We start from the raw sequence: 25,050 nt of genomic DNA, 5'->3' as shown, positions 1-25,050 counted from the left end.
CTTTCTTAGGATCGGCAAAATGCTGCCCACCCCAGAACAAATCAAACAGTACATCGAAGCCGGACTGGCTTGTGAGCACGTCGCCGTCGAAGGCGATGGCCAGCACTTCTACGCGACCATCGTGAGCGCGCAGTTCGAAGGCCGGCGCCTCATCGCACGCCATCAACTGGTGTACGCCGCCTTGGGCGATCGCATGAAGGCAGAAATTCACGCGTTGTCGATGAAGACGCTGACGCCGGCGGAGTATCAGGCGCAATGAGGATTACGCAAGAAAGCGCCGGCGCAGCCGGTAACGGCGAGTCCGCCGCCGGCGAGCGTGTGGCCGCAGACCATCTGGAAATCGAAGGTGGCGAGCGGCTGGCGGGAGAAATTACCGTGTCGGGCGCGAAGAATGCCGCGCTGCCGATTCTGTGTGCAAGTCTGCTGACGGCCGAGCCGCTGGTGCTTGGCAACGTCCCCGATCTGCACGACGTGCGCACCATGCTGACGCTGCTCGCGCGCATGGGCGTGAAGGTCGAACGCGATGGCGAGTCGGTGACGCTCGACGCGTCGCAGATCACCGAGGCGGCCGCCCCGTATGAACTGGTGAAGACCATGCGGGCGTCGATCCTCGTGCTCGGGCCGTTGCTTGCACGTTGCGGCGAGGCGCGTGTGTCGCTGCCGGGCGGGTGCGCCATTGGTGCGCGTCCGGTCGATCAGCACATCAAGGGCCTGCAAAAGATGGGCGCCGAGATCACACTCACGCATGGCGATATCGTGGCGAAGGCGGCGCGCCTGCGCGGCGAGACGCTCGTGACCGACATGATCACCGTGACCGGCACCGAAAACCTGCTCATGGCAGCGACGCTGGCCGACGGTGTGACCGTGCTGGCCAACGCCGCCCGTGAGCCGGAAGTGACCGATCTGGCGAACCTGCTGGTGAAGATGGGCGCGAAGATCGAAGGCATCGGCACCGAGCGTCTGGTGGTGACCGGCGTGGCGCGCTTGCATGGTGCAACGCACGACGTCGTGCCCGATCGCATCGAAGCCGGCACGTTCCTGTGCGCGGCCGTGGCCACACGCGGCGATATCACGCTGCGTCGCGTGGTGCCGGGCACGCTCGATGCCGTGATCGCGAAATTGCGCGAGACCGGCGCGAATGTGACTGCGGGTGCGGATTGGTTGCGTGTGTCGATGGATCGACGCGCGCAGGCCGTGAGTTTTCAGACGTCGGAATATCCGGCGTTCCCGACCGACATGCAGGCGCAGTTCATGGCGCTGAACTGCATTGCAGAAGGTGCATCGCAGGTCGTCGAGACGATCTTCGAGAACCGCTTCATGCACGTGCAGGAATTGCTGCGTCTGGGCGCGAATATCGGCATCGAAGGCAATACCGCGCGTATTGCCGGCGTGGAACGCCTGTCGGGTGCGCATGTGATGGCAACCGACCTGCGCGCCTCCGCCAGCCTGATCGTGGCGGGCCTGACGGCCGATGGCCGCACGCTCGTCGACCGTATTCATCACCTCGATCGCGGCTATCATCGTATCGAGGCCAAGTTGTGCGCCGTGGGCGCGCGAATCCGTCGTGTGCAAGCACGCCAGGGAGAGATTGCATGAGTTCCGCCAAGTCTGCCCAGCCGCTCAGCCAACCGCTGACGCTGGCGCTTTCGAAAGGGCGTATCTTTACGGAAACGCTGCCGCTGCTCGCTGCTGCCGGTATCGAAGTCACGGAAGATCCCGAGACCTCGCGCAAGCTGATTCTGCCGACCACGGACCCGAACCTGCGCGTGATCATCGTACGCGCAACCGACGTGCCGACGTATGTGCAATACGGTGCTGCCGACTTCGGCGTGGCCGGCAAGGATGTGCTCATCGAGCACGGCGGTGGCGGCCTGTATCAGCCGATCGATTTGAACATTGCCCGTTGCCGCATGTCTGTTGCTGTACCGAAGGGCTTCGATTACGCGAACGCCGTGCGTCAGGGCGCCCGCCTGCGGGTGGCCACCAAGTACGTGCAGACCGCGCGCGAGCACTTTGCGGCCAAGGGTGTGCACGTCGACCTGATCAAGCTGTACGGTTCGATGGAACTGGGCCCGCTGGTGGGCCTGGCCGACGCGATTGTCGATCTGGTGAGCACCGGCGGCACGCTGCGGGCCAATAATCTGGTGGAAGTGGAGGAGATCATGGAGATCTCGTCCCGCCTCGTGATCAACCAGGCTGCGCTCAAGTTGAAGCGCGAGTCGTTGCAGCCTATTCTGGATGCCTTCGAGCAGGCCTCCCGCCAAACAGCATGAAACTCGATATTCGCAAACTCGATTCCTCTGCCGACGGCTTCGCGAAGCAGCTTCGCGACGTGCTGGCGTTCGAGGCGAGCGAAGACGCCGCCATCGATCGCGCGGCTGCCGAGATCCTCGCCGACGTGAAGACGCGCGGCGATGCAGCCGTCATTGAATACACCAACAAGTTCGACCGCCTGAGCGCTTCCGGCATGACCGCGCTGGAGCTGCCGGCCACGGCACTCGAAGCGGCGCTGGAGAGTCTGGAGCCCAAGCGCCGTGCGGCGCTGGAAGCGGCCGCTGCGCGCGTGCGCGCCTATCACGAGAAGCAACGCATCGAATGCGGCAGCCATAGCTGGCAGTACACCGAGTCGGACGGCACGGTGCTCGGTCAGAAGGTCACGCCGCTCGATCGCGTGGGCATCTACGTGCCGGGTGGCAAGGCGGCGTATCCGTCGTCGGTGCTGATGAATGCGATTCCCGCGCGTGTGGCTGGCGTGAAGGAAATCATCATGGTGGTGCCCACGCCCGACGGCGTGCAGAACCCGCTGGTGCTGGCGGCTGCGCACATCGCAGGCGTGGACCGCGTGTTCACCATCGGCGGCGCGCAAGCTGTGGGCGCACTGGCTTATGGCACCGAGACCGTGCCGGCGGTCGACAAGATCGTCGGCCCGGGCAACGCGTTCGTGGCCGCGGCCAAGCGTCGCGTGTTCGGCACCGTCGGCATCGACATGATCGCCGGCCCGTCGGAAATTCTCGTGATCTGCGACGGCACGACCGACCCGGACTGGGTGGCGATGGACCTGTTCTCGCAAGCCGAGCACGACGAACTCGCGCAGTCGATTCTGCTGTGCCCGGATGCGGCGTATCTCGCCCGCGTGCACCAGTCGATGGAGCGTCAGATCGACGAGATGCCGCGCTGCGATGTGATCGCGGCGTCGCTGCAAGGCCGTGGCGCACTGGTCAAGGTGCGCGACATGAACGAAGCCTGCGAGATCGCTAACGTGATCGCGCCGGAACACCTTGAGATCTCGACGGAAAACGCGCAGCAGTGGGGCGACAAGATTCGCCACGCCGGTGCGATTTTCCTCGGCAAGTTCACGAGCGAAAGTCTGGGCGATTACTGCGCCGGGCCGAACCACGTGCTGCCGACCTCGCGCACGGCACGCTTCTCGTCGCCGCTGGGTGTGTACGACTTCATCAAGCGTTCGAGCCTGATCGAAGTGAGCGAAGGCGGTGCCCGCATGCTCGGCGAAATCGCTGCCGAACTGGCCTACGGCGAGGGCCTGCAAGCCCACGCGCGCAGCGCCGAATTCCGTCTGCATCACGAGTCCTGACATGCGCGACGACGCCCTGTGGCCCGCCGTGCAAATCGCTTCGGCGCCGGCTACGTCCCGGCGTCGGGCTCGCGCATCGCTCGCCCTATCCCCTGCATCGTCAGTCATGCTGCCTGCCCGCCCCGTGCTGGCCGGGCGGCGTGCTGCCGTGCGTTTTTTCACGCGCTTTGTCATGCGCTTCGTTGTGCGTGTTACCGCGCTGTTCGCGCTCGGCGCGGCGGCCGGCTCAGCGGCGCATGCTGCCGGGAATTACTGCCAGCACGCGACGTTCGAAGGCGCGTCTGTCGAGCGCATGACCGTATGCGTGCGCCGGCAGGCGTTCGATAACGACGTCTACGTGCTGCGTCTGGACGGCAAGACGGCCTTGCGCGGCACCGACGACGAAGTCGCGCACGGTGTGTTCGGCCGCGTGGGCAACCGGCTGGTGGCCATGCGTTGCGAAGCCGAGGAATCGCCCGCGCGCGTGAGCCCGGCGGTGGCGCAGGCGCTGTCGTGGCAAACCGGCGTGCGCGTGCAGCGCATCACCGATGCGCTCGGCAGCGTGGAGACCGGGCGCCGCTGCACCGTCAAGATCGACGGGGCCGATGCCGGACTGCTGACGTTCGCTTTCAACTGATTTGCCGCGGCTGGCGTCGTAGACCTCGGCGGCTCGTAGACTTCGTAGATTCACACGCTTCAGTCCTTCAAACCGATTCGCGCGTTATCCATTCAGGTGGTCCGACCCTCATGTCTGTCGATCAAGTGATTCGCCCCGAAGTGCTCGCCATGAGCACCTATCCCGTGCCCGATGCCAGCGGCCTGCTGAAGCTCGACGCGATGGAGAACCCCTACGGGCTGCCCGAAGCCCTGCGCACCGCGCTGGGTCATCGTCTGGCCGAGGTGGCCCTCAATCGCTACCCGGCGCCGCGCCCCGCTGCGCTGCTCGCCAAGCTCTCGCATGCGATGGGTGTGCCGGCCGGGGCGAAGCTGTTGCTGGGCAACGGATCTGACGAAATCATCAGCATGATCGCGACCGCCACGGCCCGTCCGGGCGCAGCAGTGATCGCACCGATGCCGGGTTTCGTGATGTACGAAATGTCGTCGCGCTTTGCGGGCATCGAGTTCGTGGGCGTGCCGCTGAAGGCTGACTTCTCGCTCGATATGCCGGCCATGCTGAACGCCATTGCGGCGCATCCGGGCGCGGTGGTGTATCTGGCGTACCCGAACAACCCGACCGGCAACCTGTTTGCCGACGACGAGATCGAGACGCTGGTGCGCGCCGCCAGCGGCGGCCTCGTGGTCATCGACGAGGCTTACCAGCCGTTTGCGGGCAAGACGTGGATGCCGCGTCTGGCGGATTTCCCGAACGTCGTCGTCATGCGCACGGTGTCGAAGCTGGGGCTGGCCGGGATCCGGCTGGGGTATCTGGCCGGCAGTGCGCAGTGGCTCGACCAATTCGACAAGGTGCGTCCGCCGTACAACGTGAACGTGCTCACGCAGGCGTGTGCCGAATTCATGCTCGATCACCTGGACGTGCTCGATGCGCAGGCGGCCGAATTGCGGGCCGAGCGCAGCCGGCTGGCGGCTGCCGTGGCGGCGCTGCCCGGGGTGAGCGTGTACCCGAGCGATGCGAATTTCCTGCTCGTGCGGGTGCCGGATGCCGACAAAACCTTCGCGGGCCTGCTCGCCCGCAAGGTGTTGATCAAAAACGTGGGTAAAATGCACGTATTGCTGGCCAATTGCCTGCGCTTGACGGTCGGCACCCCCACGGAGAATGCGGCGATGGTCGAAGCCTTGGCCGCATCACTCTAACAAGCTACAAGACGAGAACTCACCATCATGCGCATTGCGGAAGTCGTTCGCGATACCAGCGAAACGCAAATACGCGTCAAGATCGATCTGGACGGCACCGGCCGGAAGACGCTCGACACCGGCGTACCGTTTCTGGACCACATGCTCGACCAGATCGCGCGTCATGGCCTCATCGACATGGAAGTCGAGGCCAAGGGCGATACGTTCATCGACGACCACCACACGGTGGAAGACGTCGGCATCACGCTGGGCATGGCCGTGGCCAAGGCCGTGGGCGACAAGAAGGGCCTCGTGCGCTACGGCCACAGCTATGTGCCCCTCGACGAAGCGCTTTCGCGCGTGGTGATCGACTTCTCCGGACGTCCGGGGCTCGAATTTCATGTGCCGTTCACGCGTGCGCGCGTGGGCAGCTTCGACGTCGACCTGACCATCGAATTCTTCCGTGGCTTCGTCAATCATGCCGGCGTGACGCTGCATATCGACAACCTGCGCGGCATCAACGCCCACCACCAGTGTGAAACGGTGTTCAAGGCGTTCGGACGCGCGCTGCGCATGGCGGTCGAGATCGATCCGCGTGCGGCGGGTGTCGTGCCGTCCACGAAGGGCAGCCTGTAAGCGAGCCAGCGAGATAGCCCGCCGGCCTATGTGGCTGGCGGCCCCTGCGACGATTCTTTGCCCCGGCGGAATGCCGGCGCCGCGTGCCCACGATGACGCTCGACGCCTTCAAGTTCTTTATTTCGCTGCTGGCCCTGATCAACCCGCTGGGGGCGATCCCGCTGTTCATCAGCCTGACGTCCACGCAGACGCGCGAAGAGAAACGCCATACGATCAATGTGGCGGCGATTGCGGTGGCACTGGTGGTGGCGGGCTCGGGCCTGTTCGGCGAGCACATCATCCGTTTTTTCGGTATCTCGATTGCGTCGCTCGAAGTCGGCGGCGGGGTGATCATGCTGCTTATGGCAGTGAACATGATCAACGCGCAGACCGGCAACACGCGCGCGACCGCCGAAGAGCGTCATGAGGCGGAAGAGCGGCCGAACATCGCCGTGGTGCCGCTGGCCATTCCGTTGCTCACGGGGCCGGGCACGATCAGTACCGTGATCATTTACTCGGGCCGCGCTGCCGGGTGGACGCAGATTCTGGCGTTGATGGCGATCGGTGTGGGTGTCGGCGCGGTGTGCTGGGTGGCGCTGCGCAGTGCCGGGCGAATCGAAGGCTGGCTGGGCCGCACGGGTATCAACATCGGCACGCGCCTGATGGGGTTGATCCTCTCGGCGCTGGCCGTGGAATTCATTATCGATGGTTTGAAAATACTGCTGCCGGGTTTGAGATGAATAAGATTGCGATTGTCGACTACGGAATGGGCAACCTGCGCTCGGTCTATCAGGCGCTGCGTGCTGCCGCGCCGGAAGCCGACGTGAGCATCAGCAGCGACGCCGCCGAGATTCGCGCCGCCGACCGCGTGGTGCTGCCGGGTCAGGGCGCCATGCGCGACTGCATGGGCTGCCTGAACGAGTCGGGCCTGCGTGAAGCCGTTGTCGAAGCCGCCGCCACCAAGCCGATGTTCGGCGTGTGCGTGGGCGAGCAGATGCTGTTCGACATTTCCGACGAGGGCAACACGCCTGCGCTTGGGCTGCTGCCGGGCCGCGTGGTGCGCTTCGATCTGGAAGGCCAGTTGCAGGACGACGGTTCGCGCTTCAAGGTGCCGCAGATGGGCTGGAACCGCGTGCGTCAGTCCCGGGCCCACCCGATCTGGGCCGGTGTGCCCGACGACAGCTACTTTTATTTCGTGCACAGTTACTACGTCGTCCCTGCGAGCGCCGAACTGACGGCGGGCGAGACGGTCTATGGGGTGCCCTTTACCTGTGCAGTGGCCCAAGATAATATCTTTGCCACCCAGTTCCACCCGGAAAAGAGCGCCCACGCAGGGCTCGCGCTTTACCGCAATTTTGCACAGTGGAAACCTTAACCCGCCTGAGCGGGACCCGTGCGGCGCTTTGGCGCCCGGGCCTCTCGGCTGAGCCAGCTTATACTGTGTCATGTTGAATATTCCGATCCCGACGTGCCGGCGCCTTGCAGGGCAGGGATCGGTTTTGCGTTGTCCGCGTTTTTCGCGAATTCCTTTTACTTCCCACTAGCGACGTTTCACGATTGCCTATGCTGCTCATCCCGGCCATCGACCTTAAAGACGGTCAATGTGTACGCCTTAAACAAGGCGACATGGATCAAGCCACTGTTTTCTCGGAGGACCCCGCTGCCATGGCCCGACATTGGGTCGAGCAGGGTGCACGCCGCCTCCATCTGGTGGACTTGAACGGCGCATTCGTTGGCAAGCCGCGTAACGAGGCTGCCATCCGCTCCATCATCCAGGAAGTGGGTCAAGACATCCCCGTCCAGCTGGGCGGCGGCATTCGCGACCTGAACACCATCGAGCGCTATCTCGACGACGGTCTGTCGTACGTGATCATCGGCACGGCGGCGGTGAAGGACCCCGGCTTCCTCAAGGACGCTTGCAGCGCCTTCGGCGGGCACATCATCGTGGGCCTCGACGCCAAGGACGGCAAAGTGGCGACCGATGGCTGGAGCAAGCTGAGCGGTCACGAAGTCGTGGATCTCGCGCGCAAGTTCGAAGACTACGGCATCGAGTCGATCATCTACACCGACATCGGCCGTGACGGCATGCTGCAAGGCATCAACATCGAAGCGACCGTGCGTCTCGCGCAGGCTGTGACGGTGCCGGTGATCGCCAGCGGCGGTCTGTCGAATCTGGGTGACATCGATGCGCTGTGCGACGTGCAGAACGAGGGCGTCGAAGGCGTCATCTGCGGTCGCGCGATCTACTCGGGCGACCTGAATTTCTCGTCGGCGCAAACGCGCGCAGACGAGCTTTCCCAAGGAGCGGCATAAGCGAGCTCACGGCTGAGGCCGTCTCGTGTGCCAACATCATGGCTCTCGCTAAACGCATCATCCCGTGCCTGGACGTGACGGCTGGCCGAGTGGTCAAGGGTGTCAATTTCGTTGAATTGCGCGACGCGGGCGACCCCGTCGAAATTGCCCGCCGCTATGACGAGCAGGGCGCCGACGAACTGACGTTTCTCGACATCACGGCCACCTCCGACGGGCGCGACCTGATTCTGCCGATCATCGAATCGGTGGCGGCGCAGGTGTTCATTCCGTTGACGGTGGGTGGCGGCGTGCGCGAAGTCGCCGACGTGCGCCGGCTGCTCAACGCCGGTGCCGACAAGGTCAGCATGAACTCGTCGGCTGTGGCGAATCCGCAACTGATCGCCGACGCGTCGGCCAAGCACGGTGCGCAGTGCATCGTCGTGGCGATCGACGCCAAGCGCGTCTCGGCGGACGGCGAAACGCCGCGCTGGGAAGTCTTCACGCACGGCGGCCGCAAGGCCACTGGGCTCGATGTCGTGGCTTGGGCGAAGAAGATTGCCGAGCTGGGCGCGGGCGAGATTCTGCTCACCAGCATGGACCGCGACGGCACCAAGAGCGGCTTCGATCTGGCGCTCACGCGCGCCGTGTCGGACGCCGTGAGCATCCCCGTGATCGCCTCGGGCGGCGTGGGTTCGCTGGCCGATCTGGCCAACGGCGTGACGCAAGGCCATGCCGACGCCGTCCTCGCCGCCAGCATCTTCCATTACGGCGAGCACACCGTCGGCGAAGCCAAGCGCTTCATGGCCGACAAGGGCATTTCGGTGCGGCTCTGAACGGGAATCAACGGATCATGACGCAAGACTGGCTGGACAAGGTAAGTTGGGACGCGCAGGGCCTCGTGCCCGTGATCGCGCAGGAAGTCGGCAGCAACGACGTGCTGATGTTCGCGTGGATGAACCGTGAAGCGCTCGCGCGCACGGTCGAGACCCGCGAAGCCGTCTACTACTCGCGCTCGCGCAAACGCCTGTGGCACAAGGGCGAAGAGTCGGGCCACGTGCAAAAGGTGCACGAGATCCGCCTCGATTGCGACGAAGATGTGGTGCTGCTCAAGGTTGAGCAGATCGACGGCATTGCGTGCCATACCGGCCGCCACTCCTGTTTCTTCCAGAAGTTCGAGGGCACTGTCGACGACGGCCAATGGGCCACCGTCGAGCCGGTGCTCAAAGACCCGCACAAGATCTATAAGTGAGCACCATGAACGATACGCTTGCGCGTGTTGCCGAAGTGATCGCCTCGCGTCGTGGCGGCGATCCGGACAAATCGTACGTCGCGCGCCTGTTCCACAAGGGTGACGACGCGATTTGCAAGAAGATCGGCGAAGAAGCCACCGAAGTGGTGCTCGCCGCCAAGGACATCCGCATCGGCGGCGCAGACAATCTGCGCCAGAAGCTGGTCAACGAGACGGCCGATCTGTGGTTCCACTGCATGGTGCTGCTCGCGCACCACGACCTGAGCCCGGACGAAGTGCTCGCCGAGCTGGCGCGCCGTGAAGGCCTCTCGGGGCTGACGGAAAAGGCCCAGCGGGGCACGCGCGGCGAACACGCCGACTGATCCGGGGCAGTCTGGCGTGCCGGCATCAACGGCCTGCACGCCGGCACACCTGCACCGAGCGCCGCACACACTGTACCGATTCGACATGCCGGCGCATCACGCCGGCAGACGCGAGGGAGACCATCCATGAACGATCCGCAGACCCCCGGTACGACCAACCCTTCCGGCAGCACCGGCAATCCTTACGTCGTCAATTCGCCCACGACCGAGCAGGAGCGCGCGTTGCGCAAGCTCACGCACGTGCTCTACGCCCTGTACGCCCTGTTTTGGCTCACCGGCGGCGTCACAGCCATCGTGGCGATCATCATCAACTACATCAAGCGTGACGATGCCGTCGGCACGCTCTACGCGTCGCACTTCACGTGGCAGATCCGCACCTTCTGGTGGTCGGTGCTGTGGGGCGTGCTGGGCGTGGCGCTGGCGGTGGTGATGGTCGGCTTCGCGATTCTCTGGGTGCTCGGCATCTGGACGCTGTACCGGATCGTGAAGGGCTGGCTCTACCTGAACGACAACAAGCCCATGTACGCGGCGCGCATCTGATCGCTGACGCAGGCGGCCCCGATTGATCGAGGCCGTCGATTTGGGGCACTCCCTTTGGGTCACTCCCTTTGAGACATTGGAGAGGAAGACATCCGCATGACGCACGACAACTGTATCTTCTGCAAAATCGTCGCCGGGCAGATCCCGAGCACGCAGGTGTACGCCGATGACGACGTGATTGTGTTCAAAGACATCAATCCGGCTGCCGACCTGCACCTGCTCATGGTGCCGCGCAAGCACATCGCCACGTTGCAGGATGCCCAGCCGGAAGACCAGGCATTGCTCGGCAAGATGCTGCTGCTCGCGCCGAAGCTCGCTGCCGAGCAGGGTTACGCCTACGACGGCGACCCTGAGAACGTCGACGGCAACGGCTTCCGCGTGGTCGTGAACAACGGCCCGGGCGGCGGACAAGAGGTTTATCATCTTCACATGCATATTCTGGCCGGGCCGCGGCCGTGGAAGCGCATGTGAGGCAAATGACGTGAAGCTCCGGCGGGATGCGGAAAATTGCCGCAGATCGCCGGTTCACAGTGCGCTAGTGCCGCATCGGGAAAGGTTTCACGAAACATTTATTTCTACCCGGCGTCTGACGCGGTTACGATGCTGGACGTGACGCCCGATGTGCCACAATGGGGCACATTGCCGCGCTCACACGGGCAAATACAATGCATCGGGCGGGATCGTCCGATAAGACCCTCGCCGCCAGGCGACGAGGGCGAATCACGCAAGGAGAGTGGTCATGGGTTCGTTGAGTATTTGGCACTGGCTGATCGTGCTGGTGATCGTGATGATGGTTTTTGGCACCAAGAAGCTGCGTAACATGGGCAGCGATCTGGGCGGTGCGGTCAAGGGTTTCAAGGACGGCATGAAGGAAGGCGAAAGCGCCCCGGCTGCCAAGGAAGACCCGATGACGGCCAAGGAACTGCGCGATTCGACGACCATCGACGTGCAGGCCAAGGACGCGAGCAACAACAAGCAAGGCTAAGTCGGCGTCGACATGATCGATCTCGGCCTTTCCAAACTGATGTTGATCGGCGTTGTGGCGCTGGTCGTGATCGGTCCCGAGCGTCTGCCGAAGGTGGCACGCACGGCGGGCGCGCTGTTTGGCCGCGCCCAGCGTTACATCAACGATGTGAAGGCCGAGGTGGGCCGCGAGATGGAGCTCGACGAACTTCGCAACATGCGAAGCGAGTTCGAGAACGCGGCTCGCAGCGCCCAGAGCACGGTTCAGAAACATCTGAATGAGCAGGAGTCCTCGCTCAACGAGGCCTGGGCCAGCGCCACGGGCACGTCGTCCAGCGAGATGGCCGGGGGTGGCACCGATGCCGCGACCGGCTACTCCGACAGCTACCTCGCCGAGCCGGTCGTCACGTCCGGCATTCGTGCGTCGACCAAGCGCCGCAACTGGCGCGTGCGCCGCAATGCAACGCCGGTGTGGTTCAAGCAGGCCAGCGCCACGCGCACGAAAGTGCAGTCGGGCGCGGCGCGGGTCGCGCGGCATACGCCGGCCAAGCTGCGCCGGCCCGTCAAGTTCTTCTGAGGCGCGTGCGCACCTTACTTCCCGCCACCTTGCGCCGTACCGGCCTCATTCCTGGATAAGTCGACGTGAGCGACGACAAGCAAACCCCTGACGGGGGCACCGAAGAGACTTTCATCTCGCACCTGATCGAGCTGCGCAACCGCATCATTCGCGCGGGTGCGGCGGTGATCGTGGTGTTCCTCTCGCTGGTGTATTGGGCGCCGGACATCTTCCGCCTGCTCTCGCGCCCGCTGACGCAATCGCTGCCCGCTGGCGGCAAGATGATCGTCACCGACATCACCGGGTCGTTCTTCGTCCCGATGAAGGTCACGATGATGGTCGCGTTCGTGATCGCGCTCCCCATCGTGCTGTATCAGGCGTGGGCATTTGTCGCACCGGGGCTTTATCAGCACGAGAAGAAGCTGGTGTTTCCGCTGGTAGTGAGCAGTTACTCGCTGTTTCTGATCGGCATGGCGTTCGCGTACTTTCTGGTGTTCCCGACCGTGTTCCACTTTATGGCGCATTACAACGCGCCGCTGGGCGCGGAGATGAATACCGATATCGACAATTACGTGAGTTTTGTCCTGACCATGTTCCTATGCTTCGGGGTGACCTTCGAAGTGCCGGTGGTCGTGGTGGTGCTGGCGCGCATGGGCGTCGTGAGCATCGAGAAGCTCAAGCAGATTCGCCCGTACGTGATCGTCGGTGCCTTCGTGCTCGCCGCCGTGGTGACGCCGCCGGACATGCTCTCGCAGCTGATGCTGGCCATCCCGCTCTGTATCCTCTACGAACTTGGCCTGATCGCCGCACGGATCTTCGTCAAGCAAGGACACCCGAACGAAGAGAAAGAGAACGGGCAGGCAACGCCGTAACGACGTGACGAAGGTGTGAGTCCCCACGAGTAATAAAAAAGCACGGGCTGCGTCCCGTGCTTTTTTATTGCCCATGCCAATCCGGTGCGAAGCCCGTGGCGATGCAAAACGCGGCGGACAGACGCGTCGGACAAACGCGTCGGCCAAACAAAAACGGCCGCGCCGAAGCGCAGCCGTTTTGTCCTTCCAACGCCGGGGCGTGGACCCCAGCTTGCCGTCAGTCGGCGCCGTTCTCGTCGTTGCTGTCGTCGTCGTCCTGCGCGGGGCGCTTGGGCGGCGGCGGACGCTTGCCGATGGTCACGGTCAGGTCCATATCCTTCTTCTTGCGTGTGACGTGGATCTTTGCCTGCGTACCCGGCTTGATCTGCGCGATCACGTTGAGCAACTCGGTCGTGTCGCGGATCGACTCGTCGTTGACCTTGGTCAGGATATCGCCCGGTTGCACGCCAGCCTTGTCCGCCGGCCCGCCTTGCACAACGCCGGCGATGATCACGCCCGAGTCCTGCTGCAAGCCGAACGACTCGGCGATGTCGGACGTGATGTCCTGCGGCTCGACACCGACCCAGCCACGCGTGACCGTACCGCTGGTGATGATGCTCTCGAGCACCGTGCGCGCCGTCGACACCGGAATGGCGAAGCCGATCCCCATGTTGCCGCCGCTGCGCGAGTAAATCGCGGTGTTGATGCCAAGCAGATTGCCGTTCACGTCGACCAGTGCGCCACCGGAGTTACCGGGGTTGATCGCCGCATCCGTCTGGATGAAGTTCTCGAACGTGCTGATGTCGAGGTGATTCCGGCCGAGCGCGCTGATGATGCCCATTGTCACCGTCTGGCCGACGCCGAACGGGTTCCCGATGGCGAGCACCACGTCGCCGACGCGCACCTGATCCATGCGGCCGAGCGTGATGGCGGGCAGGTTGTCCAGCGTGATCTTGAGCACGGCCAGATCGGTCTCGGGGTCGCTGCCGACGAGTTTCGCGCGGGCTTTGCGGCCATCGGCGAGGGCGACTTCGATCTCGTCGGCACCGTCCACCACGTGATGATTCGTGAGAATATAGCCTTCACTGCTGACGATCACGCCCGAGCCGAGGCTCGAGACCGGGTCTTGCCGCACCGTGCCGCCGCCGTCGCCGAAGAAGTAACGGAACAGCGGGTCATCAAGGCGCGGGTCGCGATTCTGCTTTTGTTCCTTGCTGGAAAAAATGCTGACGACCGCGGGCATGGCCTTTTGCGCGCCGTCGGCGTAAGAGCCGGTAGCCGGCTTGTCCGACAGGCTGGGAGCGACTTCCTGAAGGGCGATGATCGGGTTGGCCAACTGTTTGCCGAACGAACCCTGGCGTTGCAACCACTGCGGCTTGAGCGTGGCAATGATGAAGAGCAACGCAAGCAGCACGGTGACCGCTTGCGCGAACAGTAGCCAGAAGCGTCTGAGCATGAAAGAGCGAGACCTTATATGAATCGTGTTGAACTCGAATTGTATCTGAACGATACCCTGCAAATCGCGCAATTTCGCGATTACTGCCCCAACGGCCTACAGGTTGAAGGGCGCGATGAGATCCGCAAAATCGCCAGCGGCGTGACCGCCAGCCTGGCGTTTCTCGAAGCGGCACGTGACTGGGGCGCTGACGCGGTCATCGTCCATCACGGCTACTTCTGGAAGAACGAAGATGCGCGTGTTGTGGGGATGAAACGCCGTCGCCTTGGCTTGCTGATCGGCAACGACATCAACCTGTTCGCCTTCCATCTGCCACTCGACGCACACCCGGAGTTGGGCAACAACGCGCAGCTCGGCAAACTGTTGGGATTCGCCGACGATGGCGGGCGTTTCGGCCCCGATCAGCTCGGATGGCTCGGCAAGCCCGCGCAGCCCACGACTTTGGCCGAACTCGCCGCGCATGTCGAAGCGACACTGGGTCGCACAGCGCTCATGCTGGGGGCGCCCGATCGCGTGGTCCATCGCGTCGCGTGGTGCACTGGGGGCGCGCAGGGCTTCTTCGACGCCGCCATTGCAGCAGGGGCGGACGTCTACATCAGCGGCGAAGTGTCCGAACCGACCACCCACCTCGCACACGAGAGCGGCGTGGGCTATCTGGCGGCAGGGCACCACGCCACGGAGCGCGGCGGGGCGAGAGCGGTTGGCGAACATGTCGCCGAACGCTTCGGCCTCGAACACAAATTCTTCGACATGCCTAATCCGGTCTGAGTCGGTCTGAATCGAGGGCGGCGTTGGGGCAGTGTCGAAGGCCAGCCACCGCGCTGCGCGGGTGGCTGGCAGACAGGGCAAGAAAGCTCAGCCGTTCTGCTTCTTGAGGCTGTCGCGGATTTCGCGCAGCAGAACGATGTCTTCCGGCGTCGGGGCCGGTGCCGCCGGGGCTTCCGGGGCCGGGCGCTTCAAGCGGTTGATCTGCTTGACCATGATGAAGATGATGAACGCCAGAATGATGAAGTTGATGGCGACCGTGATGAAGTTGCCGTAACCGAAGACGGCAACGCCGGCCTTGGTCAGATCGGCGTACGACGTGGGGTTGCCCTTGAAGTCGGGCGGGATGGCGCCGAGCAGAATGAATTTGCTCGAGAAGTCGAGGCCACCGAAGATGGCGCCGACAATCGGCATGATGAGGTCTTTGACGACCGAGTCGACGATCTTGCCGAATGCCGCGCCGATGATCACACCGACGGCCAGATCGACCACATTGCCTTTGACGGCAAATTCCTTGAATTCCGACATGAAGCTCATGCCATTCCTCCGCTGTTTTAATGAGGGCCGGGGGCGCGCACAGTAGCTGTCACCGGGGTGAGACAGGGAAAATGATGACTAAATGTCGTGCACGCGTCAACGAAAGCGGCGATCATAGCGACTCTCGTGCAGCATCCCAGAAGCGAAACCCCGGGTGAGCATCAGCCGCCCGCAGGGTACGTTAATCCTTTGAAAATACGCGAAAACCACTAGGAGACTGGGGCGTTTTGCCGTTGTTTCAGGCATTTACGCTCGCGTATGATTTAAGGTTGACGGAAATATCAAATCAACCGTGTGGGGCTTGTGATGAGTGACAATCAAGAAAAGGCCGTCGACAGTAGCCGCCGGAATCTGCTGATTGCAACGTCCGTAGCTGGAGGCGTGGGCGGCGTTGCAACACTTGTTCCTTTCGTCAGTTCTCTGGAACCCTCTGAGCGAGCCAAGGCGGGCGGTGCGCCGGTCGAGGCCGATATCAGTAATCTCAAGCCCGGTGAGAAGATGACCGTGGCGTGGCGTGGTCTGCCGGTGTGGATCGTGCGCCGCACGCCGGCGGAAATGGATTCGCTGTCCAAAGTGACGGGCGAACTCGCTGATCCGGACTCCAAGGAGACGTTCTCCTACCCGATGCCCGAGTATTGCAAGAACGCGTTCCGGGCGCGTGCCGAGCATAAGGATCTGCTCGTTGTGGTCGGCATCTGCACCCATCTGGGCTGCATTCCATCGGGTCCTTACGACGCCAATACCATCCCAGCATTGGGGCACGACCCGGGCTTTCTGTGCCCGTGCCATGGTTCCACGTACGACATGTCGGGCCGCGTGTTCAAGAACAAGCCGGCACCGAAGAATCTCGACGTTCCTCGTTTCATGTTCGTGAACGACACCCGGCTCGTGATCGGTAAAGACGAAAAAGGAGAAGCGTAACCATGGCCGCCGACAAACAGGTCGACACGACGGGCTTGCTGGGCTGGATCGATCGCCGCTTCCCGCTGACACAGCTTTGGAAAGATCACGCTTCCGAGTACTACGCCCCTAAAAACTTCAACTTCTGGTATTTCTTCGGATCGCTGGCGATGCTGGTGCTGGTGATTCAGATCGTCACCGGCATTTTCCTGGTGATGAACTACAAGCCGGACGCCAACCTTGCGTTTGCGTCGGTCGAATACATCATGCGCGAGGTGCCATGGGGATGGCTCATCCGCTACATGCACTCCACGGGTGCGTCGATGTTCTTCGTGGTGGTGTATCTGCATATGTTCCGCGGGCTGTTGTACGGTTCGTACCGCAAGCCGCGTGAGCTGGTGTGGGTGTTCGGGTGTCTGATCTTCCTGTGCCTGATGGCTGAGGCGTTCTTCGGTTATCTGCTGCCGTGGGGTCAGATGTCGTACTGGGGCGCACAGGTGATCGTGAACCTCTTCTCGGCAATTCCGTTCATCGGCCCCGATCTGTCGCTGTGGATTCGTGGCGACTACGTGGTGTCGGACGCAACGCTCAACCGCTTCTTCGCCTTCCACGTGATTGCGATTCCGCTGGTGCTGATCGGCCTGATCGTGGCGCACATCATTGCGTTGCACGAAGTGGGTTCGAACAACCCCGACGGTATCGAGATCAAGGACAAGAAGGACGCCAACGGCCGGCCGCTCGACGGCATTCCGTTCCACCCGTACTACACCGTGCACGACATCATGGGTGTGGGTGTGTTCCTGATGGTGTTCTCGGCGATCGTGTTCTTTGCGCCGACGATGGGCGGGTACTTCCTCGAAGCGAACAACTTCATCCCGTCCGACTCGCTCAAGACGCCGCCGCACATCGCACCGGTCTGGTACTTCACGCCGTTCTACTCGATGCTGCGGGCCACGACCGATGACTTCAAGCACATCCTGATGGCGTTGACGGTGATCGTCGCGGCGGTGTGGTGGATCAAGGGTCGCGCAGCGGCCACCACCAAGGTGGCGGGTTCCGGCGGCGTGGTGTTGCTGTTGTTGGCGATGTTCCTGATCGAAGCCAAGTTCTGGGGCGTGGTGGTGATGGGCGGCGCGGTGGTGACGCTGTTCTTCCTGCCGTGGCTGGACCAGAGCCCGGTGAAGTCGATCCGGTACCGTCCGGGATTTCATAAGGTGTTGTTGGGTATCCTCGTCGTCATCTTTGCTGTGCTGGGTTACCTGGGTATCCAGGAGCCGACGCCCGTGAAGACTGCGGTCTCGCAAATCGGCGCGCTGTATTACTTCGGATTCTTCTGGCTGATGCCGATCTGGAGCAAACGCGGCACGTTCAAGCCGGTGCCCGAGCGCGTAACCTTCGCGGCGCATTGAGCGCACTCAAGTCGACTAGGGATATCAAGATGAAAAAACTGTTGCTCATCCTGGCGCTCCTCAGCGGTTTTGTGGCGCCGGCCATGGCGGAAGAGGGCGGGCCGCTCGATACGGCGCCCAACCGCGTGGACGACCTGGCGTCGCTGCAACGTGGGGCCAAGCTTTTCGTGAATTACTGTCTGAATTGCCACTCGGCGGCATCGATGCGGTATTCGCGTCTCAAGGATCTTGGGTTATCGGAAGCGGAGATCAAGAACAATCTGCTTTTCACGACCGACAAGATTGGCGAGACGATGACCGTGGCGATGCGTGCGGCGGATGCGAAGGACTGGTTCGGTTCGGCGCCGCCGGATTTGTCGGTGGAGGCGCGTGCGCGGGGGACGGACTGGCTGTATACGTACCTGCGCACGTTCTATCGTGACGATGCGCGCCCGACCGGCTGGAACAACGTGGCGTTCCCGAATGTGGGCATGCCGAACCCGTTCTGGCAGTTGCAGGGACAGCGTGGATTGAAGCATGTGGAGGGCGCGGAGCATGGCCCGGCACAGTTCGTGCAGATCACTCAAGGGACGATGAAACCGGTGGAATTCGATTCTGCCATGGCTGATCTGGTATCTTATCTGGATTGGATGTCGGAGCCGGCGCAGCGTACGCGCAGGCAGCTTGGCGTCTGGGTTTTGTTGTTCTTGGGACTCTTTACGGTGCTTGCCTGGCGCCTGAATGCGGCCTATTGGAAGGACGTGAAGTAAAATAACGTCTGTACGACGGGGCCAGGGTCAGGGAAGCGTCGGTTTCCCACCCCGGCCCCGTTGGTTTTTAAGGAAGACGCGCTATGATGGTTTTGTACTCGGGCACGACCTGCCCCTTCTCCCAGCGTTGCCGGCTGGTTCTGTTCGAAAAAGGCATGGATTTTGAGATCCGTGACGTCGACCTGTTCAACAAGCCGGAAGACATTGCGGTGATGAATCCGTACGGTCAGGTGCCGATTCTTGTTGAACGCGACCTGATTCTGTACGAATCGAACATCATCAATGAGTACATTGACGAGCGTTTCCCGCATCCGCAATTGATGCCGGCAGACCCGGTGCAGCGTGCGCGTGCGCGCCTGTTCCTGTTCAACTTCGAGAAAGAGTTGTTCGTGCACGTGAGCACGCTTGAGAACGACAAGGGCCGTGCGGCCGAGAAGGCCCATCAGGCCGCTCGCCAATCGATTCGTGATCGTCTGACGCAGCTTGCACCGATCTTCTTGAAGAACAAGTACATGCTGGGCGAAGAGTTTTCGATGCTCGACGTGGCGATTGCGCCGCTGCTGTGGCGTCTGGATCACTACGGCATTGAGTTGTCGAAGAATGCTGCCCCGCTGATGAAGTATGCCGAGCGTATTTTCAGCCGTCCGGCGTACATTGAAGCGCTGACGCCGTCCGAAAAGGTCATGCGTCGTTAATACGGCGTTATTACGTCGCGAATGCGTCGATACCCCGCTGGCGCGGGCCGGCCTGCCGAAGTTGGCGGGCTGGCTGGCCAAGGGGGGACGAAATGTCTTATGCCTCCTGAAACGTCTACCAAGCCTTATTTACTGCGCGCGCTGTACGAGTGGTGTACCGATAACGGGTACACGCCGTATCTGGCCGTGCATGTCGATGCCAAGACGCGAGTTCCGCGCGAGTTTGTGAAAGATGGCGAGATCGTGCTGAACATCAGCTTCGATGCCACGAGCGGACTCCAGATGGGCAACGACTGGATTGAATTCAGCGCCCGCTTCGGCGGCATCTCGCAGAAGGTTGAGGTGCAGGTGCCGAACGTGCTGGCGATTTATGCCCGTGAGAATGGTCAGGGAATGGCCTTCCCGGTCGACAAGCAGGCACAGGCGGATGCGGGCCCGGAGTTGGAATCGGTACCGTCGTCACCGGAGTCTGACGAGGACGATCCGGAGCCGCCACGTCCTGGCGGCAATGGCGCGGCTGGCAGCAATGCCCCGCGTGGACACCTGAAAGTGGTGAAGTAATTCACGGCGTCGTGTGCGGATGGGGAAGTGCTCTTTGAGCGGTTCCCCAAACGGACGCGGTTGTGAGGAATTTTGCACTAACAGGTAGTCGCAATAGCCAATGGATCGGTTACAATGTGCGACTTCGCCGGCTTAGCTCATCTGGTAGAGCAGTTGATTTGTAATCATCAGGTGGCGGGTTCGAGTCCTGCAGCCGGCACCATATACCTATCCGAGGAAGTCCTTGGAAGTCCTTGGAAGTCCTTGGAAGTCCTTGGAAGTCCTGAAACCCGTGATAGCATAAGGCTTCACGGGTTTTTTTATTCCGATGTTGTCCAACGGTGCCCGTCTGAATCCGGGGGCATGTGGGGGCACCACCGGGGGAATCTCAGCAATCTCGCAAATGCCCTCGGGAAAAGTGCCCCCAAGCGCTGTAAGGTAGGTGCCTTATGCCGTTGACTGACATCGCGATTCGCAAAGCCGCTCCCCGTGAAAAGCCGTACAGGCTTGCTGATGGCGGCGGCATGTACCTCGAAATCTCGCCGTCTGGCGGGAAATACTGGCGGCTCAAATACCGTTTCTTGGGTAAAGAAAAGCGTCTGGCTTTGGGCGTCTATCCGGACGTGCCGTTGGCCGCTGCCCGGGAAAAGCGCGAGGACGCCCGGAAGAAGCTTGCGGCTGGCGTCGATCCCGGAGAATCGAAGAAAGCCGATAAGCGGGCCGCTCGTCTGGCAGCGACCAATTCCTTCGAGGCAGTTGCGCTTGGCTGGATGGATGAGCTCAAGCCGTACGTGACGGCTGGGTCGATGGTGAAGACCAAGACTCGCTTTGAAAAGGATGTTTTTCCATGGATCGGCAAGCGACCGGTAGCGGAAATAGATGCCCCTGAAGTTCTGACGGTCCTTAAGCGTGTTGATGTTCACGCAGAATTGACCCACTAAGGGGTGTAATTTTCATCGAATTTTGACCCACGTGATTGAATGTCCTGCTCAATCTTTGAGCAGGGGATACAGAGGTGATCACGGTGGGCATATTGGCCAAGATCAGGCGGATGTATTTCCGCGAGCAGGTCCCGCTGCGCGAGATTGCGAGGCGTACGGGCCTGTCCCGAAACACGGTGCGCAGCTGGCTGCGGCAGACCGATTCTGTCGAGCCGAAGTATCCAAAGCGCGTCAGTCCGAGCGTTGTTGACGAGTGGGCCGCACAGCTGACGGGCTGGCTGCGGGCGGACAGTCATCGCCCGAAGCGCGACCGGCGCACCGCGCGTTTCATGTTCGAGGCGATCCGCGGCGAGGGTTACGCGGGCAGCTACGGCCGCGTCAGCGCGTTCGTGAGGCGCTGGCATGAGGAACAGGCCGAAGCGCCACGCAGAAAGGCCTACGTGCCGCTCGCCTTCGAGCCCGGCGAAGCCTTCCAGTTCGACTGGAGCTGCGAATACGCCTTCATCGGCGGGCTGCGGCGGCGCCTCGAGGTTGCCCACGTCAAACTCAACGCCAGCCGCGCGTTCTGGCTCATCGCCTATCCCTCCCAGAGTCACGAGATGCTGTTCGACGCGCACGCCCGCGCATTCGCCGCATTCGGCGGTGTGCCCAGGCGCGGCATCTACGACAACATGAAGACCGCCGTGGACAAGGTTGGCCGCGGCAAGGAGCGCGCGGTCAACGCACGCTTCGAAGCGATGTGCAGCCACTATCTGTTCGAGCCAGAGTTCTGCAACCGGGCGGCAGGCTGGGAGAAAGGCATCGTCGAGAAGAATGTTCAGGACCGCCGACGGCAGATCTGGCACGAAGCGGCGCTACGGCGCTGGGAGACGCTGGAGATTCTGAACGAATGGGTCGCCGGCCAGTGTCGCGAAGCCTGGCACATGCGGCACCCGCAATGGCCCGAGCTGACAGTCGAGGACGTGTTGCAGGACGAGCGCACCCGGCTGATGCCCAACCCACGGCCGTTCGACGGCTACGTCGAGCAGACCCTGCGGGTTTCGTCGACCAGCCTGATCCACGTCCAGCGCAACCGCTACAGCGTGCCTACCGAGTACACGAACCAGCTGGTGAGCGTGCGCTGCTATCCGGCGTATCTCAGCGTCGTCGCCGACGCGCACGAGATCGCCCGCCACGAACGCAGCTTCGAGCGGCACATGACCTTTTACGACTGGCGACACTACATCACGCTGGTCGAGCGCAAACCCGGCGCACTGCGCAACGGTGCGCCCTTCATCACGATGCCGCAACCGCTGCAGCTATTGCATCGGCACCTGCTCAAACACCCGGGCGGCGATCGCATCATGACGCAGTTGCTCGCCGCGGTGCGCGAACACGGACTCGATGCGGTGCTCCTCGCTGTGCAGGCTGCGCTGGATTCAGGGCGCCCCAGTGGGGAGCATGTCCTGAACGTGCTGAGCCGGCTGAAGGCGCCTGTCACGAGTGCCAGTCTCGCCACCACGAAACTCCAGCTCAAGGAAGAACCGGCGGCTGACGTGAATCGCTACGAGACGCTACGCGCCAACCCACCGGAAGATCGTCATGTCTAACGACATCATTGCCCAGCTCAAGGGTCTCAAACTGCACGGCATGGCGAGTACCTGGCCGGAGCTACTGGCACAGGCGCGTCACACTGACTTCGAGCCGGAGCGATTCATGAAGCAGCTGTTGATGGCAGAAACCGCCGAGCGGCAGGTACGCTCGATCGCCTACCAGATGACCGCCGCACGCTTCCCGGCTCACCGCGACATGAAAGGCTTCGACTTCGCACAGGCACAAGTTGATGAAGCGCTGATTCGTGAACTCAGCGAACTGTCGTTTCTCGCGAGCGCACACAACGTCGTGTTCATCGGCGGCCCGGGCACCGGCAAGACGCACCTCGCTTCGGCCATCGGAATCGAGGCCGTACAGCGCCACGGCAAGCGTGTGCGTTACTTCTCAACTGTCGAGCTGACCAACGCCCTGGAGCAGGAGAAATCGACGGGCAAACAAGGCCAGATCGCACACAAGCTGATGTACGTCGATCTGGTCATTCTCGATGAACTCGGCTATCTGCCGTTCAGCCAGACCGGCGGCGCATTGCTGTTCCATCTGCTCTCCAAGCTATACGAGCACACGAGTGTCGCGATCACGACCAATCTCAGCTTCGGCGAATGGGCGACCGTGTTCGGGGATGCAAAGCTGACGACAGCGCTGCTGGACCGGGTTACGCATCACTGCCACATCGTCGAGACCGGCAATGAATCGTGGCGTTTCAGGACCAGCTCTGCCAAGGCAAAGGCAACAAGAAAAAAAGCAGCAAAACCGACCGGAAACGAAGAGTTATCCACACCGGAATAGATGTACTACGCTGTCTCGAGGTGGGTCAAATTTAGATGAAAACGGTGGGTTACGACTCCGTGAAAATCAACAATGGCACCGGCGACCGTGCCCAGGGCGGCGCCGGGAGGGCCGGCGATGAGTCCGATTCGGCCGCCGAGCGTGCCGCCGATGCGTGCGCCGTTCATGGCGGCGGTAAAACCGCTGGCCGCCCCCGCAATAGCGCCAAGGATGCCGCCAACTTTGCGTGCGTGGTTACGGGTCACAACCTGCGACGACTGGCAATGTGGACAGGCTGTCATCATGCCGCTTGCTCCTGTCGGCAAGCATCACGGTTGCTGTAACGAAAGTGGGCCCAGAGCGCGCCGACCAGGAAGATCAGGGTGAATACGAGCAAGTATTCGAGGGGAGAATTGTTGGGTATCACGATGGCTCCATGGATGGGACAAATGGCGGATAGGAGTGGCGGCATTCCACCACTCTCTATGGCGTGATATGTGGTCAAAAATTCTTTGAATCAAAAGACGGGAAATTGCTGCTTCTCAGCATTCGTCGAATATCCCTGCGGATATTGAGCAAACATCGATAGTCACTGGGCGTCTTCGGTACCACAACGGATTGCCTTCAACCCTGCGCCAGCAAAGGAAGTGGCCTCAAGAGCGTTCGCGTGACTACCGATGAGCGGAACACGGAACCCGACACACGTCAGCTTTGCGATCTCAGACTTGAGATCGTGGATTCGGTGATTTGGCCGTTTCTGAACCCAACAGCCTCGGTGTTGAGGGCGCCGCCGCTTGGACTGCGACCAGCGCTGCCCACATCCAACGCCCATTTGCCTGCTTGCTCAAAGCCCAGTCCAAGTGCATAATGTAATCAATTTGATGACATGATCTGACCAGTGGTGAGTAGTATCGCACGCTATTTCGGTCGTTTCTTCGTCTTTCCTGGATGAGGATTATCTGACTATGCACCCCCAGCGCGTCGAGAGCCTGAGCCACGTCCAGCGAGAGCGGCTGGCGTATATCGACTTCCGACTGTACTTCCTGGGAGAGATCGGACGGCCCGATTTGGCAGGTCGATTCGGGGTGGCCCCTGCTGGGGCAACACGGGATCTGGCTCTCTATCGAGAGATCGCTCCGCAGAACATCGAATTCGACGGCAGTAGCAAAATTTACCGTATCGGTATTGGCTTTACGCCGATCTTCGAACACTCGCCGCAGCGCGTCCTGTCTGCGCTCTCGCTGGGATTTGGTGATGGGGTGAACGGTGATTTGCAGCCGCTCTTGCCTTGCGAGTCCCCTGCTGCACTGAGCAGTCCCTGCATGGATGTGCTGGCACCTATCTGCCGAGCCATCCACACCAAGCGTCCGGTAGCCATTCGCTACCACTCATTGAGCAGCGGAGAGTCCGAGCGGGTGATCGTTCCCTTCGCTCTCGTGGACAGCGGCCTACGTTGGCACGTCCGAGCGTTCGACCGCAAAACCGGAGAGTTCCGCGACTTCGTCATCACCCGGATCGAAGCGCCCAGGACACTCGACGAAGACCCAAAGGCTGGCGAACGCCCTGACGACGACATCCAGTGGACACGGATTGTCGAGATCGAACTGGTTCCGCATCCAGACCAGCCTAGACCTGAAATCACTGCACGCGACTATAGCTTCATGGGCGGCGTGCTGGCGCTAAAGCTTCGGGCTGCTACGGCTGGATACATGCTCCGGCGCTGGAGCGTCGACTGCTCCCCCGACCACCGTCTGCGTGGCCCCGAATACCGCCTGTGGCTCAAAGACCATTTAGCACTTTACGGCGTGAAGAACGCGCTGTTGGCCCCGGGTTACAGCTCGCCAGACTCACAAAAAACCTCGAGCAAGGCTGACTGATGCGCCGCGCCGAAAAAGAACAACCGAACTAGA

Annotated in this window: 30 protein-coding genes, 1 tRNA gene and 1 pseudogene; 29 read left to right on the top strand and 3 right to left on the bottom strand. The window is 62.0% G+C overall.

Annotation, left to right across the window (positions count from 1 at the left end):
• Positions 1 to 19: 19 nt before the first annotated feature.
• The 18 genes from CDV44_RS00725 to tatC all read left to right on the top strand — a co-directional run bounded on the left by CDV44_RS00725 (position 20) and on the right by tatC (position 12,811).
• Positions 20 to 259, top strand: a complete 240-nt coding sequence (locus tag CDV44_RS00725; protein ID WP_087686275.1) for a BolA family protein — start codon at positions 20 to 22, stop codon at positions 257 to 259.
• Positions 256 to 1,596 carry a UDP-N-acetylglucosamine 1-carboxyvinyltransferase gene (gene murA / locus CDV44_RS00720; RefSeq protein WP_249277357.1) on the top strand — a complete coding sequence of 447 codons (1,341 nt, stop codon included), beginning with the start codon at positions 256 to 258 and terminating at the stop codon, positions 1,594 to 1,596. The genes CDV44_RS00725 and murA overlap by 4 nt, the downstream gene beginning before the upstream one ends.
• Positions 1,593 to 2,273 carry an ATP phosphoribosyltransferase gene (gene hisG / locus CDV44_RS00715; RefSeq protein ID WP_058376332.1) on the top strand — a complete coding sequence of 227 codons (681 nt, stop codon included), beginning with the start codon at positions 1,593 to 1,595 and terminating at the stop codon, positions 2,271 to 2,273. Before murA ends, hisG begins: the two co-directional genes overlap by 4 nt.
• On the top strand, positions 2,270 to 3,592 hold the full coding sequence (gene hisD, locus CDV44_RS00710; protein ID WP_087686274.1) for a histidinol dehydrogenase: 1,323 nt from the start codon (positions 2,270 to 2,272) through the stop codon (positions 3,590 to 3,592). The genes hisG and hisD overlap by 4 nt, the downstream gene beginning before the upstream one ends.
• Before the next feature lies 1 nt (position 3,593).
• Complete coding sequence (locus tag CDV44_RS00705; protein ID WP_087686273.1) at positions 3,594 to 4,208, top strand: hypothetical protein; 615 nt, start codon at positions 3,594 to 3,596, stop codon at positions 4,206 to 4,208.
• 110 nt (positions 4,209 to 4,318) lie between these two features.
• A complete protein-coding gene (gene hisC, locus CDV44_RS00700; protein WP_087686272.1) occupies positions 4,319 to 5,383 on the top strand; it encodes a histidinol-phosphate transaminase in 1,065 nt (354 codons plus the stop codon).
• A gap of 27 nt (positions 5,384 to 5,410) precedes the next feature.
• Positions 5,411 to 5,998, top strand: coding sequence for an imidazoleglycerol-phosphate dehydratase HisB (hisB, locus tag CDV44_RS00695; protein ID WP_058376328.1), 588 nt, complete (start codon positions 5,411 to 5,413; stop codon positions 5,996 to 5,998).
• 92 nt (positions 5,999 to 6,090) lie between these two features.
• A complete protein-coding gene (locus CDV44_RS00690) occupies positions 6,091 to 6,717 on the top strand; it encodes a MarC family protein (protein WP_058376327.1) in 627 nt (208 codons plus the stop codon).
• Complete coding sequence (gene hisH / locus CDV44_RS00685; RefSeq protein ID WP_058376326.1) at positions 6,714 to 7,352, top strand: imidazole glycerol phosphate synthase subunit HisH; 639 nt, start codon at positions 6,714 to 6,716, stop codon at positions 7,350 to 7,352. The genes CDV44_RS00690 and hisH overlap by 4 nt, the downstream gene beginning before the upstream one ends.
• 188 nt (positions 7,353 to 7,540) lie before the next feature.
• Entirely contained in the window at positions 7,541 to 8,290 is a 750-nt protein-coding gene (hisA, locus tag CDV44_RS00680; RefSeq protein ID WP_087686271.1) for a 1-(5-phosphoribosyl)-5-[(5-phosphoribosylamino)methylideneamino]imidazole-4-carboxamide isomerase, read from the top strand.
• A 38-nt stretch (positions 8,291 to 8,328) separates the two neighbouring features.
• Positions 8,329 to 9,102 carry an imidazole glycerol phosphate synthase subunit HisF gene (gene hisF / locus CDV44_RS00675; RefSeq protein WP_058376324.1) on the top strand — a complete coding sequence of 258 codons (774 nt, stop codon included), beginning with the start codon at positions 8,329 to 8,331 and terminating at the stop codon, positions 9,100 to 9,102.
• Positions 9,103 to 9,119: 17 nt separating this feature from the next.
• Positions 9,120 to 9,518 (top strand): phosphoribosyl-AMP cyclohydrolase, encoded by a 399-nt coding sequence (gene hisI / locus CDV44_RS00670; protein WP_058376323.1) that lies wholly within the window; start codon positions 9,120 to 9,122, stop codon positions 9,516 to 9,518.
• A 5-nt stretch (positions 9,519 to 9,523) separates the two neighbouring features.
• Complete coding sequence (locus CDV44_RS00665) at positions 9,524 to 9,880, top strand: phosphoribosyl-ATP diphosphatase (protein ID WP_058379937.1); 357 nt, start codon at positions 9,524 to 9,526, stop codon at positions 9,878 to 9,880.
• A 126-nt stretch (positions 9,881 to 10,006) separates the two neighbouring features.
• Complete coding sequence (locus CDV44_RS00660) at positions 10,007 to 10,420, top strand: hypothetical protein (RefSeq protein WP_249277356.1); 414 nt, start codon at positions 10,007 to 10,009, stop codon at positions 10,418 to 10,420.
• Positions 10,421 to 10,516: 96 nt separating this feature from the next.
• Positions 10,517 to 10,891, top strand: a complete 375-nt coding sequence (locus CDV44_RS00655) for a histidine triad nucleotide-binding protein (protein WP_058376322.1) — start codon at positions 10,517 to 10,519, stop codon at positions 10,889 to 10,891.
• A gap of 268 nt (positions 10,892 to 11,159) precedes the next feature.
• Entirely contained in the window at positions 11,160 to 11,405 is a 246-nt protein-coding gene (tatA, locus tag CDV44_RS00650) for a Sec-independent protein translocase subunit TatA (protein WP_058376321.1), read from the top strand.
• Positions 11,406 to 11,417: 12 nt separating this feature from the next.
• On the top strand, positions 11,418 to 11,960 hold the full coding sequence (tatB, locus tag CDV44_RS00645; RefSeq protein WP_087686270.1) for a Sec-independent protein translocase protein TatB: 543 nt from the start codon (positions 11,418 to 11,420) through the stop codon (positions 11,958 to 11,960).
• Positions 11,961 to 12,025: 65 nt separating this feature from the next.
• The gene (gene tatC / locus CDV44_RS00640; protein WP_087686269.1) at positions 12,026 to 12,811 is read left to right on the top strand and encodes a twin-arginine translocase subunit TatC; all 786 of its coding nucleotides are present in this window, start codon (positions 12,026 to 12,028) and stop codon (positions 12,809 to 12,811) included.
• A gap of 217 nt (positions 12,812 to 13,028) precedes the next feature.
• Here tatC and CDV44_RS00635 read toward each other — a convergent pair whose 3' ends face one another.
• Positions 13,029 to 14,246 carry a Do family serine endopeptidase gene (locus tag CDV44_RS00635; protein ID WP_058376318.1) on the bottom strand — a complete coding sequence of 406 codons (1,218 nt, stop codon included), beginning with the start codon at positions 14,244 to 14,246 and terminating at the stop codon, positions 13,029 to 13,031.
• 18 nt (positions 14,247 to 14,264) lie between these two features.
• Here CDV44_RS00635 and CDV44_RS00630 point away from each other — a divergent pair, with 18 nt between their 5' ends.
• Complete coding sequence (locus CDV44_RS00630) at positions 14,265 to 15,014, top strand: Nif3-like dinuclear metal center hexameric protein (protein WP_087686268.1); 750 nt, start codon at positions 14,265 to 14,267, stop codon at positions 15,012 to 15,014.
• 87 nt (positions 15,015 to 15,101) lie between these two features.
• Here CDV44_RS00630 and mscL read toward each other — a convergent pair whose 3' ends face one another.
• A complete protein-coding gene (gene mscL / locus CDV44_RS00625; protein WP_058376316.1) occupies positions 15,102 to 15,548 on the bottom strand; it encodes a large conductance mechanosensitive channel protein MscL in 447 nt (148 codons plus the stop codon).
• A 306-nt stretch (positions 15,549 to 15,854) separates the two neighbouring features.
• Between mscL and petA the strand changes: the two genes are divergently transcribed.
• From petA to istB, 9 genes and pseudogenes are all read left to right on the top strand, one after another.
• A complete protein-coding gene (petA, locus tag CDV44_RS00620) occupies positions 15,855 to 16,469 on the top strand; it encodes a ubiquinol-cytochrome c reductase iron-sulfur subunit (protein ID WP_087686267.1) in 615 nt (204 codons plus the stop codon).
• A 2-nt stretch (positions 16,470 to 16,471) separates the two neighbouring features.
• The gene (locus CDV44_RS00615) at positions 16,472 to 17,857 is read left to right on the top strand and encodes a cytochrome bc complex cytochrome b subunit (protein WP_087686266.1); all 1,386 of its coding nucleotides are present in this window, start codon (positions 16,472 to 16,474) and stop codon (positions 17,855 to 17,857) included.
• Positions 17,858 to 17,886: 29 nt separating this feature from the next.
• Positions 17,887 to 18,606 carry a cytochrome c1 gene (locus CDV44_RS00610; RefSeq protein WP_058376313.1) on the top strand — a complete coding sequence of 240 codons (720 nt, stop codon included), beginning with the start codon at positions 17,887 to 17,889 and terminating at the stop codon, positions 18,604 to 18,606.
• 83 nt (positions 18,607 to 18,689) lie between these two features.
• Positions 18,690 to 19,301, top strand: coding sequence for a glutathione S-transferase N-terminal domain-containing protein (locus tag CDV44_RS00605; RefSeq protein WP_058376312.1), 612 nt, complete (start codon positions 18,690 to 18,692; stop codon positions 19,299 to 19,301).
• A gap of 99 nt (positions 19,302 to 19,400) precedes the next feature.
• On the top strand, positions 19,401 to 19,862 hold the full coding sequence (locus CDV44_RS00600; RefSeq protein WP_058376311.1) for a ClpXP protease specificity-enhancing factor: 462 nt from the start codon (positions 19,401 to 19,403) through the stop codon (positions 19,860 to 19,862).
• 126 nt (positions 19,863 to 19,988) lie between these two features.
• Positions 19,989 to 20,064: transfer RNA gene (locus CDV44_RS00595), tRNA-Thr, on the top strand.
• A gap of 226 nt (positions 20,065 to 20,290) precedes the next feature.
• A pseudogene (locus CDV44_RS00590) lies at positions 20,291 to 20,758 on the top strand (tyrosine-type recombinase/integrase); the annotation flags it as partial.
• A gap of 134 nt (positions 20,759 to 20,892) precedes the next feature.
• A complete protein-coding gene (gene istA, locus CDV44_RS00585) occupies positions 20,893 to 22,371 on the top strand; it encodes an IS21 family transposase (protein WP_371328715.1) in 1,479 nt (492 codons plus the stop codon).
• The gene (gene istB, locus CDV44_RS00580; protein WP_087686265.1) at positions 22,364 to 23,161 is read left to right on the top strand and encodes an IS21-like element helper ATPase IstB; all 798 of its coding nucleotides are present in this window, start codon (positions 22,364 to 22,366) and stop codon (positions 23,159 to 23,161) included. Before istA ends, istB begins: the two co-directional genes overlap by 8 nt.
• A 5-nt stretch (positions 23,162 to 23,166) precedes the next feature.
• Here the strand turns inward: istB and CDV44_RS00575 are convergent, their stop codons facing one another.
• Entirely contained in the window at positions 23,167 to 23,445 is a 279-nt protein-coding gene (locus CDV44_RS00575; RefSeq protein WP_087686264.1) for a hypothetical protein, read from the bottom strand.
• Positions 23,446 to 24,105: 660 nt separating this feature from the next.
• Here CDV44_RS00575 and CDV44_RS00570 point away from each other — a divergent pair.
• Positions 24,106 to 25,017 carry a YafY family protein gene (locus CDV44_RS00570; RefSeq protein ID WP_087686263.1) on the top strand — a complete coding sequence of 304 codons (912 nt, stop codon included), beginning with the start codon at positions 24,106 to 24,108 and terminating at the stop codon, positions 25,015 to 25,017.
• Positions 25,018 to 25,050: the final 33 nt, after the last annotated feature.

The organism is Pandoraea sp. PE-S2R-1 (assembly GCF_002179865.1).
Taxonomy (GTDB): Bacteria; Pseudomonadota; Gammaproteobacteria; order Burkholderiales; family Burkholderiaceae; genus Pandoraea.
Note: the sequence above shows the minus strand (reverse complement) of the source record. Positions and strands in the feature narration are given on the sequence as shown.

Coding starts and splice junctions, on each gene's coding strand:
- CDV44_RS00725 (WP_087686275.1), top strand. CDS start 20: ATGCTGCCCACCCCAGAACAAATCAAACAGTACATCGAAGCCGGACTG.
- murA (WP_249277357.1), top strand. CDS start 256: ATGAGGATTACGCAAGAAAGCGCCGGCGCAGCCGGTAACGGCGAGTCC.
- hisG (WP_058376332.1), top strand. CDS start 1,593: ATGAGTTCCGCCAAGTCTGCCCAGCCGCTCAGCCAACCGCTGACGCTG.
- hisD (WP_087686274.1), top strand. CDS start 2,270: ATGAAACTCGATATTCGCAAACTCGATTCCTCTGCCGACGGCTTCGCG.
- CDV44_RS00705 (WP_087686273.1), top strand. CDS start 3,594: ATGCGCGACGACGCCCTGTGGCCCGCCGTGCAAATCGCTTCGGCGCCG.
- hisC (WP_087686272.1), top strand. CDS start 4,319: ATGTCTGTCGATCAAGTGATTCGCCCCGAAGTGCTCGCCATGAGCACC.
- hisB (WP_058376328.1), top strand. CDS start 5,411: ATGCGCATTGCGGAAGTCGTTCGCGATACCAGCGAAACGCAAATACGC.
- CDV44_RS00690 (WP_058376327.1), top strand. CDS start 6,091: ATGACGCTCGACGCCTTCAAGTTCTTTATTTCGCTGCTGGCCCTGATC.
- hisH (WP_058376326.1), top strand. CDS start 6,714: ATGAATAAGATTGCGATTGTCGACTACGGAATGGGCAACCTGCGCTCG.
- hisA (WP_087686271.1), top strand. CDS start 7,541: ATGCTGCTCATCCCGGCCATCGACCTTAAAGACGGTCAATGTGTACGC.
- hisF (WP_058376324.1), top strand. CDS start 8,329: ATGGCTCTCGCTAAACGCATCATCCCGTGCCTGGACGTGACGGCTGGC.
- hisI (WP_058376323.1), top strand. CDS start 9,120: ATGACGCAAGACTGGCTGGACAAGGTAAGTTGGGACGCGCAGGGCCTC.
- CDV44_RS00665 (WP_058379937.1), top strand. CDS start 9,524: ATGAACGATACGCTTGCGCGTGTTGCCGAAGTGATCGCCTCGCGTCGT.
- CDV44_RS00660 (WP_249277356.1), top strand. CDS start 10,007: ATGAACGATCCGCAGACCCCCGGTACGACCAACCCTTCCGGCAGCACC.
- CDV44_RS00655 (WP_058376322.1), top strand. CDS start 10,517: ATGACGCACGACAACTGTATCTTCTGCAAAATCGTCGCCGGGCAGATC.
- tatA (WP_058376321.1), top strand. CDS start 11,160: ATGGGTTCGTTGAGTATTTGGCACTGGCTGATCGTGCTGGTGATCGTG.
- tatB (WP_087686270.1), top strand. CDS start 11,418: ATGATCGATCTCGGCCTTTCCAAACTGATGTTGATCGGCGTTGTGGCG.
- CDV44_RS00635 (WP_058376318.1), bottom strand. CDS start 14,246: ATGCTCAGACGCTTCTGGCTACTGTTCGCGCAAGCGGTCACCGTGCTG.
- CDV44_RS00630 (WP_087686268.1), top strand. CDS start 14,265: ATGAATCGTGTTGAACTCGAATTGTATCTGAACGATACCCTGCAAATC.
- mscL (WP_058376316.1), bottom strand. CDS start 15,548: ATGAGCTTCATGTCGGAATTCAAGGAATTTGCCGTCAAAGGCAATGTG.
- petA (WP_087686267.1), top strand. CDS start 15,855: ATGAGTGACAATCAAGAAAAGGCCGTCGACAGTAGCCGCCGGAATCTG.
- CDV44_RS00615 (WP_087686266.1), top strand. CDS start 16,472: ATGGCCGCCGACAAACAGGTCGACACGACGGGCTTGCTGGGCTGGATC.
- CDV44_RS00610 (WP_058376313.1), top strand. CDS start 17,887: ATGAAAAAACTGTTGCTCATCCTGGCGCTCCTCAGCGGTTTTGTGGCG.
- CDV44_RS00605 (WP_058376312.1), top strand. CDS start 18,690: ATGATGGTTTTGTACTCGGGCACGACCTGCCCCTTCTCCCAGCGTTGC.
- CDV44_RS00600 (WP_058376311.1), top strand. CDS start 19,401: ATGCCTCCTGAAACGTCTACCAAGCCTTATTTACTGCGCGCGCTGTAC.
- istA (WP_371328715.1), top strand. CDS start 20,893: ATGTATTTCCGCGAGCAGGTCCCGCTGCGCGAGATTGCGAGGCGTACG.
- istB (WP_087686265.1), top strand. CDS start 22,364: ATGTCTAACGACATCATTGCCCAGCTCAAGGGTCTCAAACTGCACGGC.
- CDV44_RS00575 (WP_087686264.1), bottom strand. CDS start 23,445: ATGATGACAGCCTGTCCACATTGCCAGTCGTCGCAGGTTGTGACCCGT.
- CDV44_RS00570 (WP_087686263.1), top strand. CDS start 24,106: ATGCACCCCCAGCGCGTCGAGAGCCTGAGCCACGTCCAGCGAGAGCGG.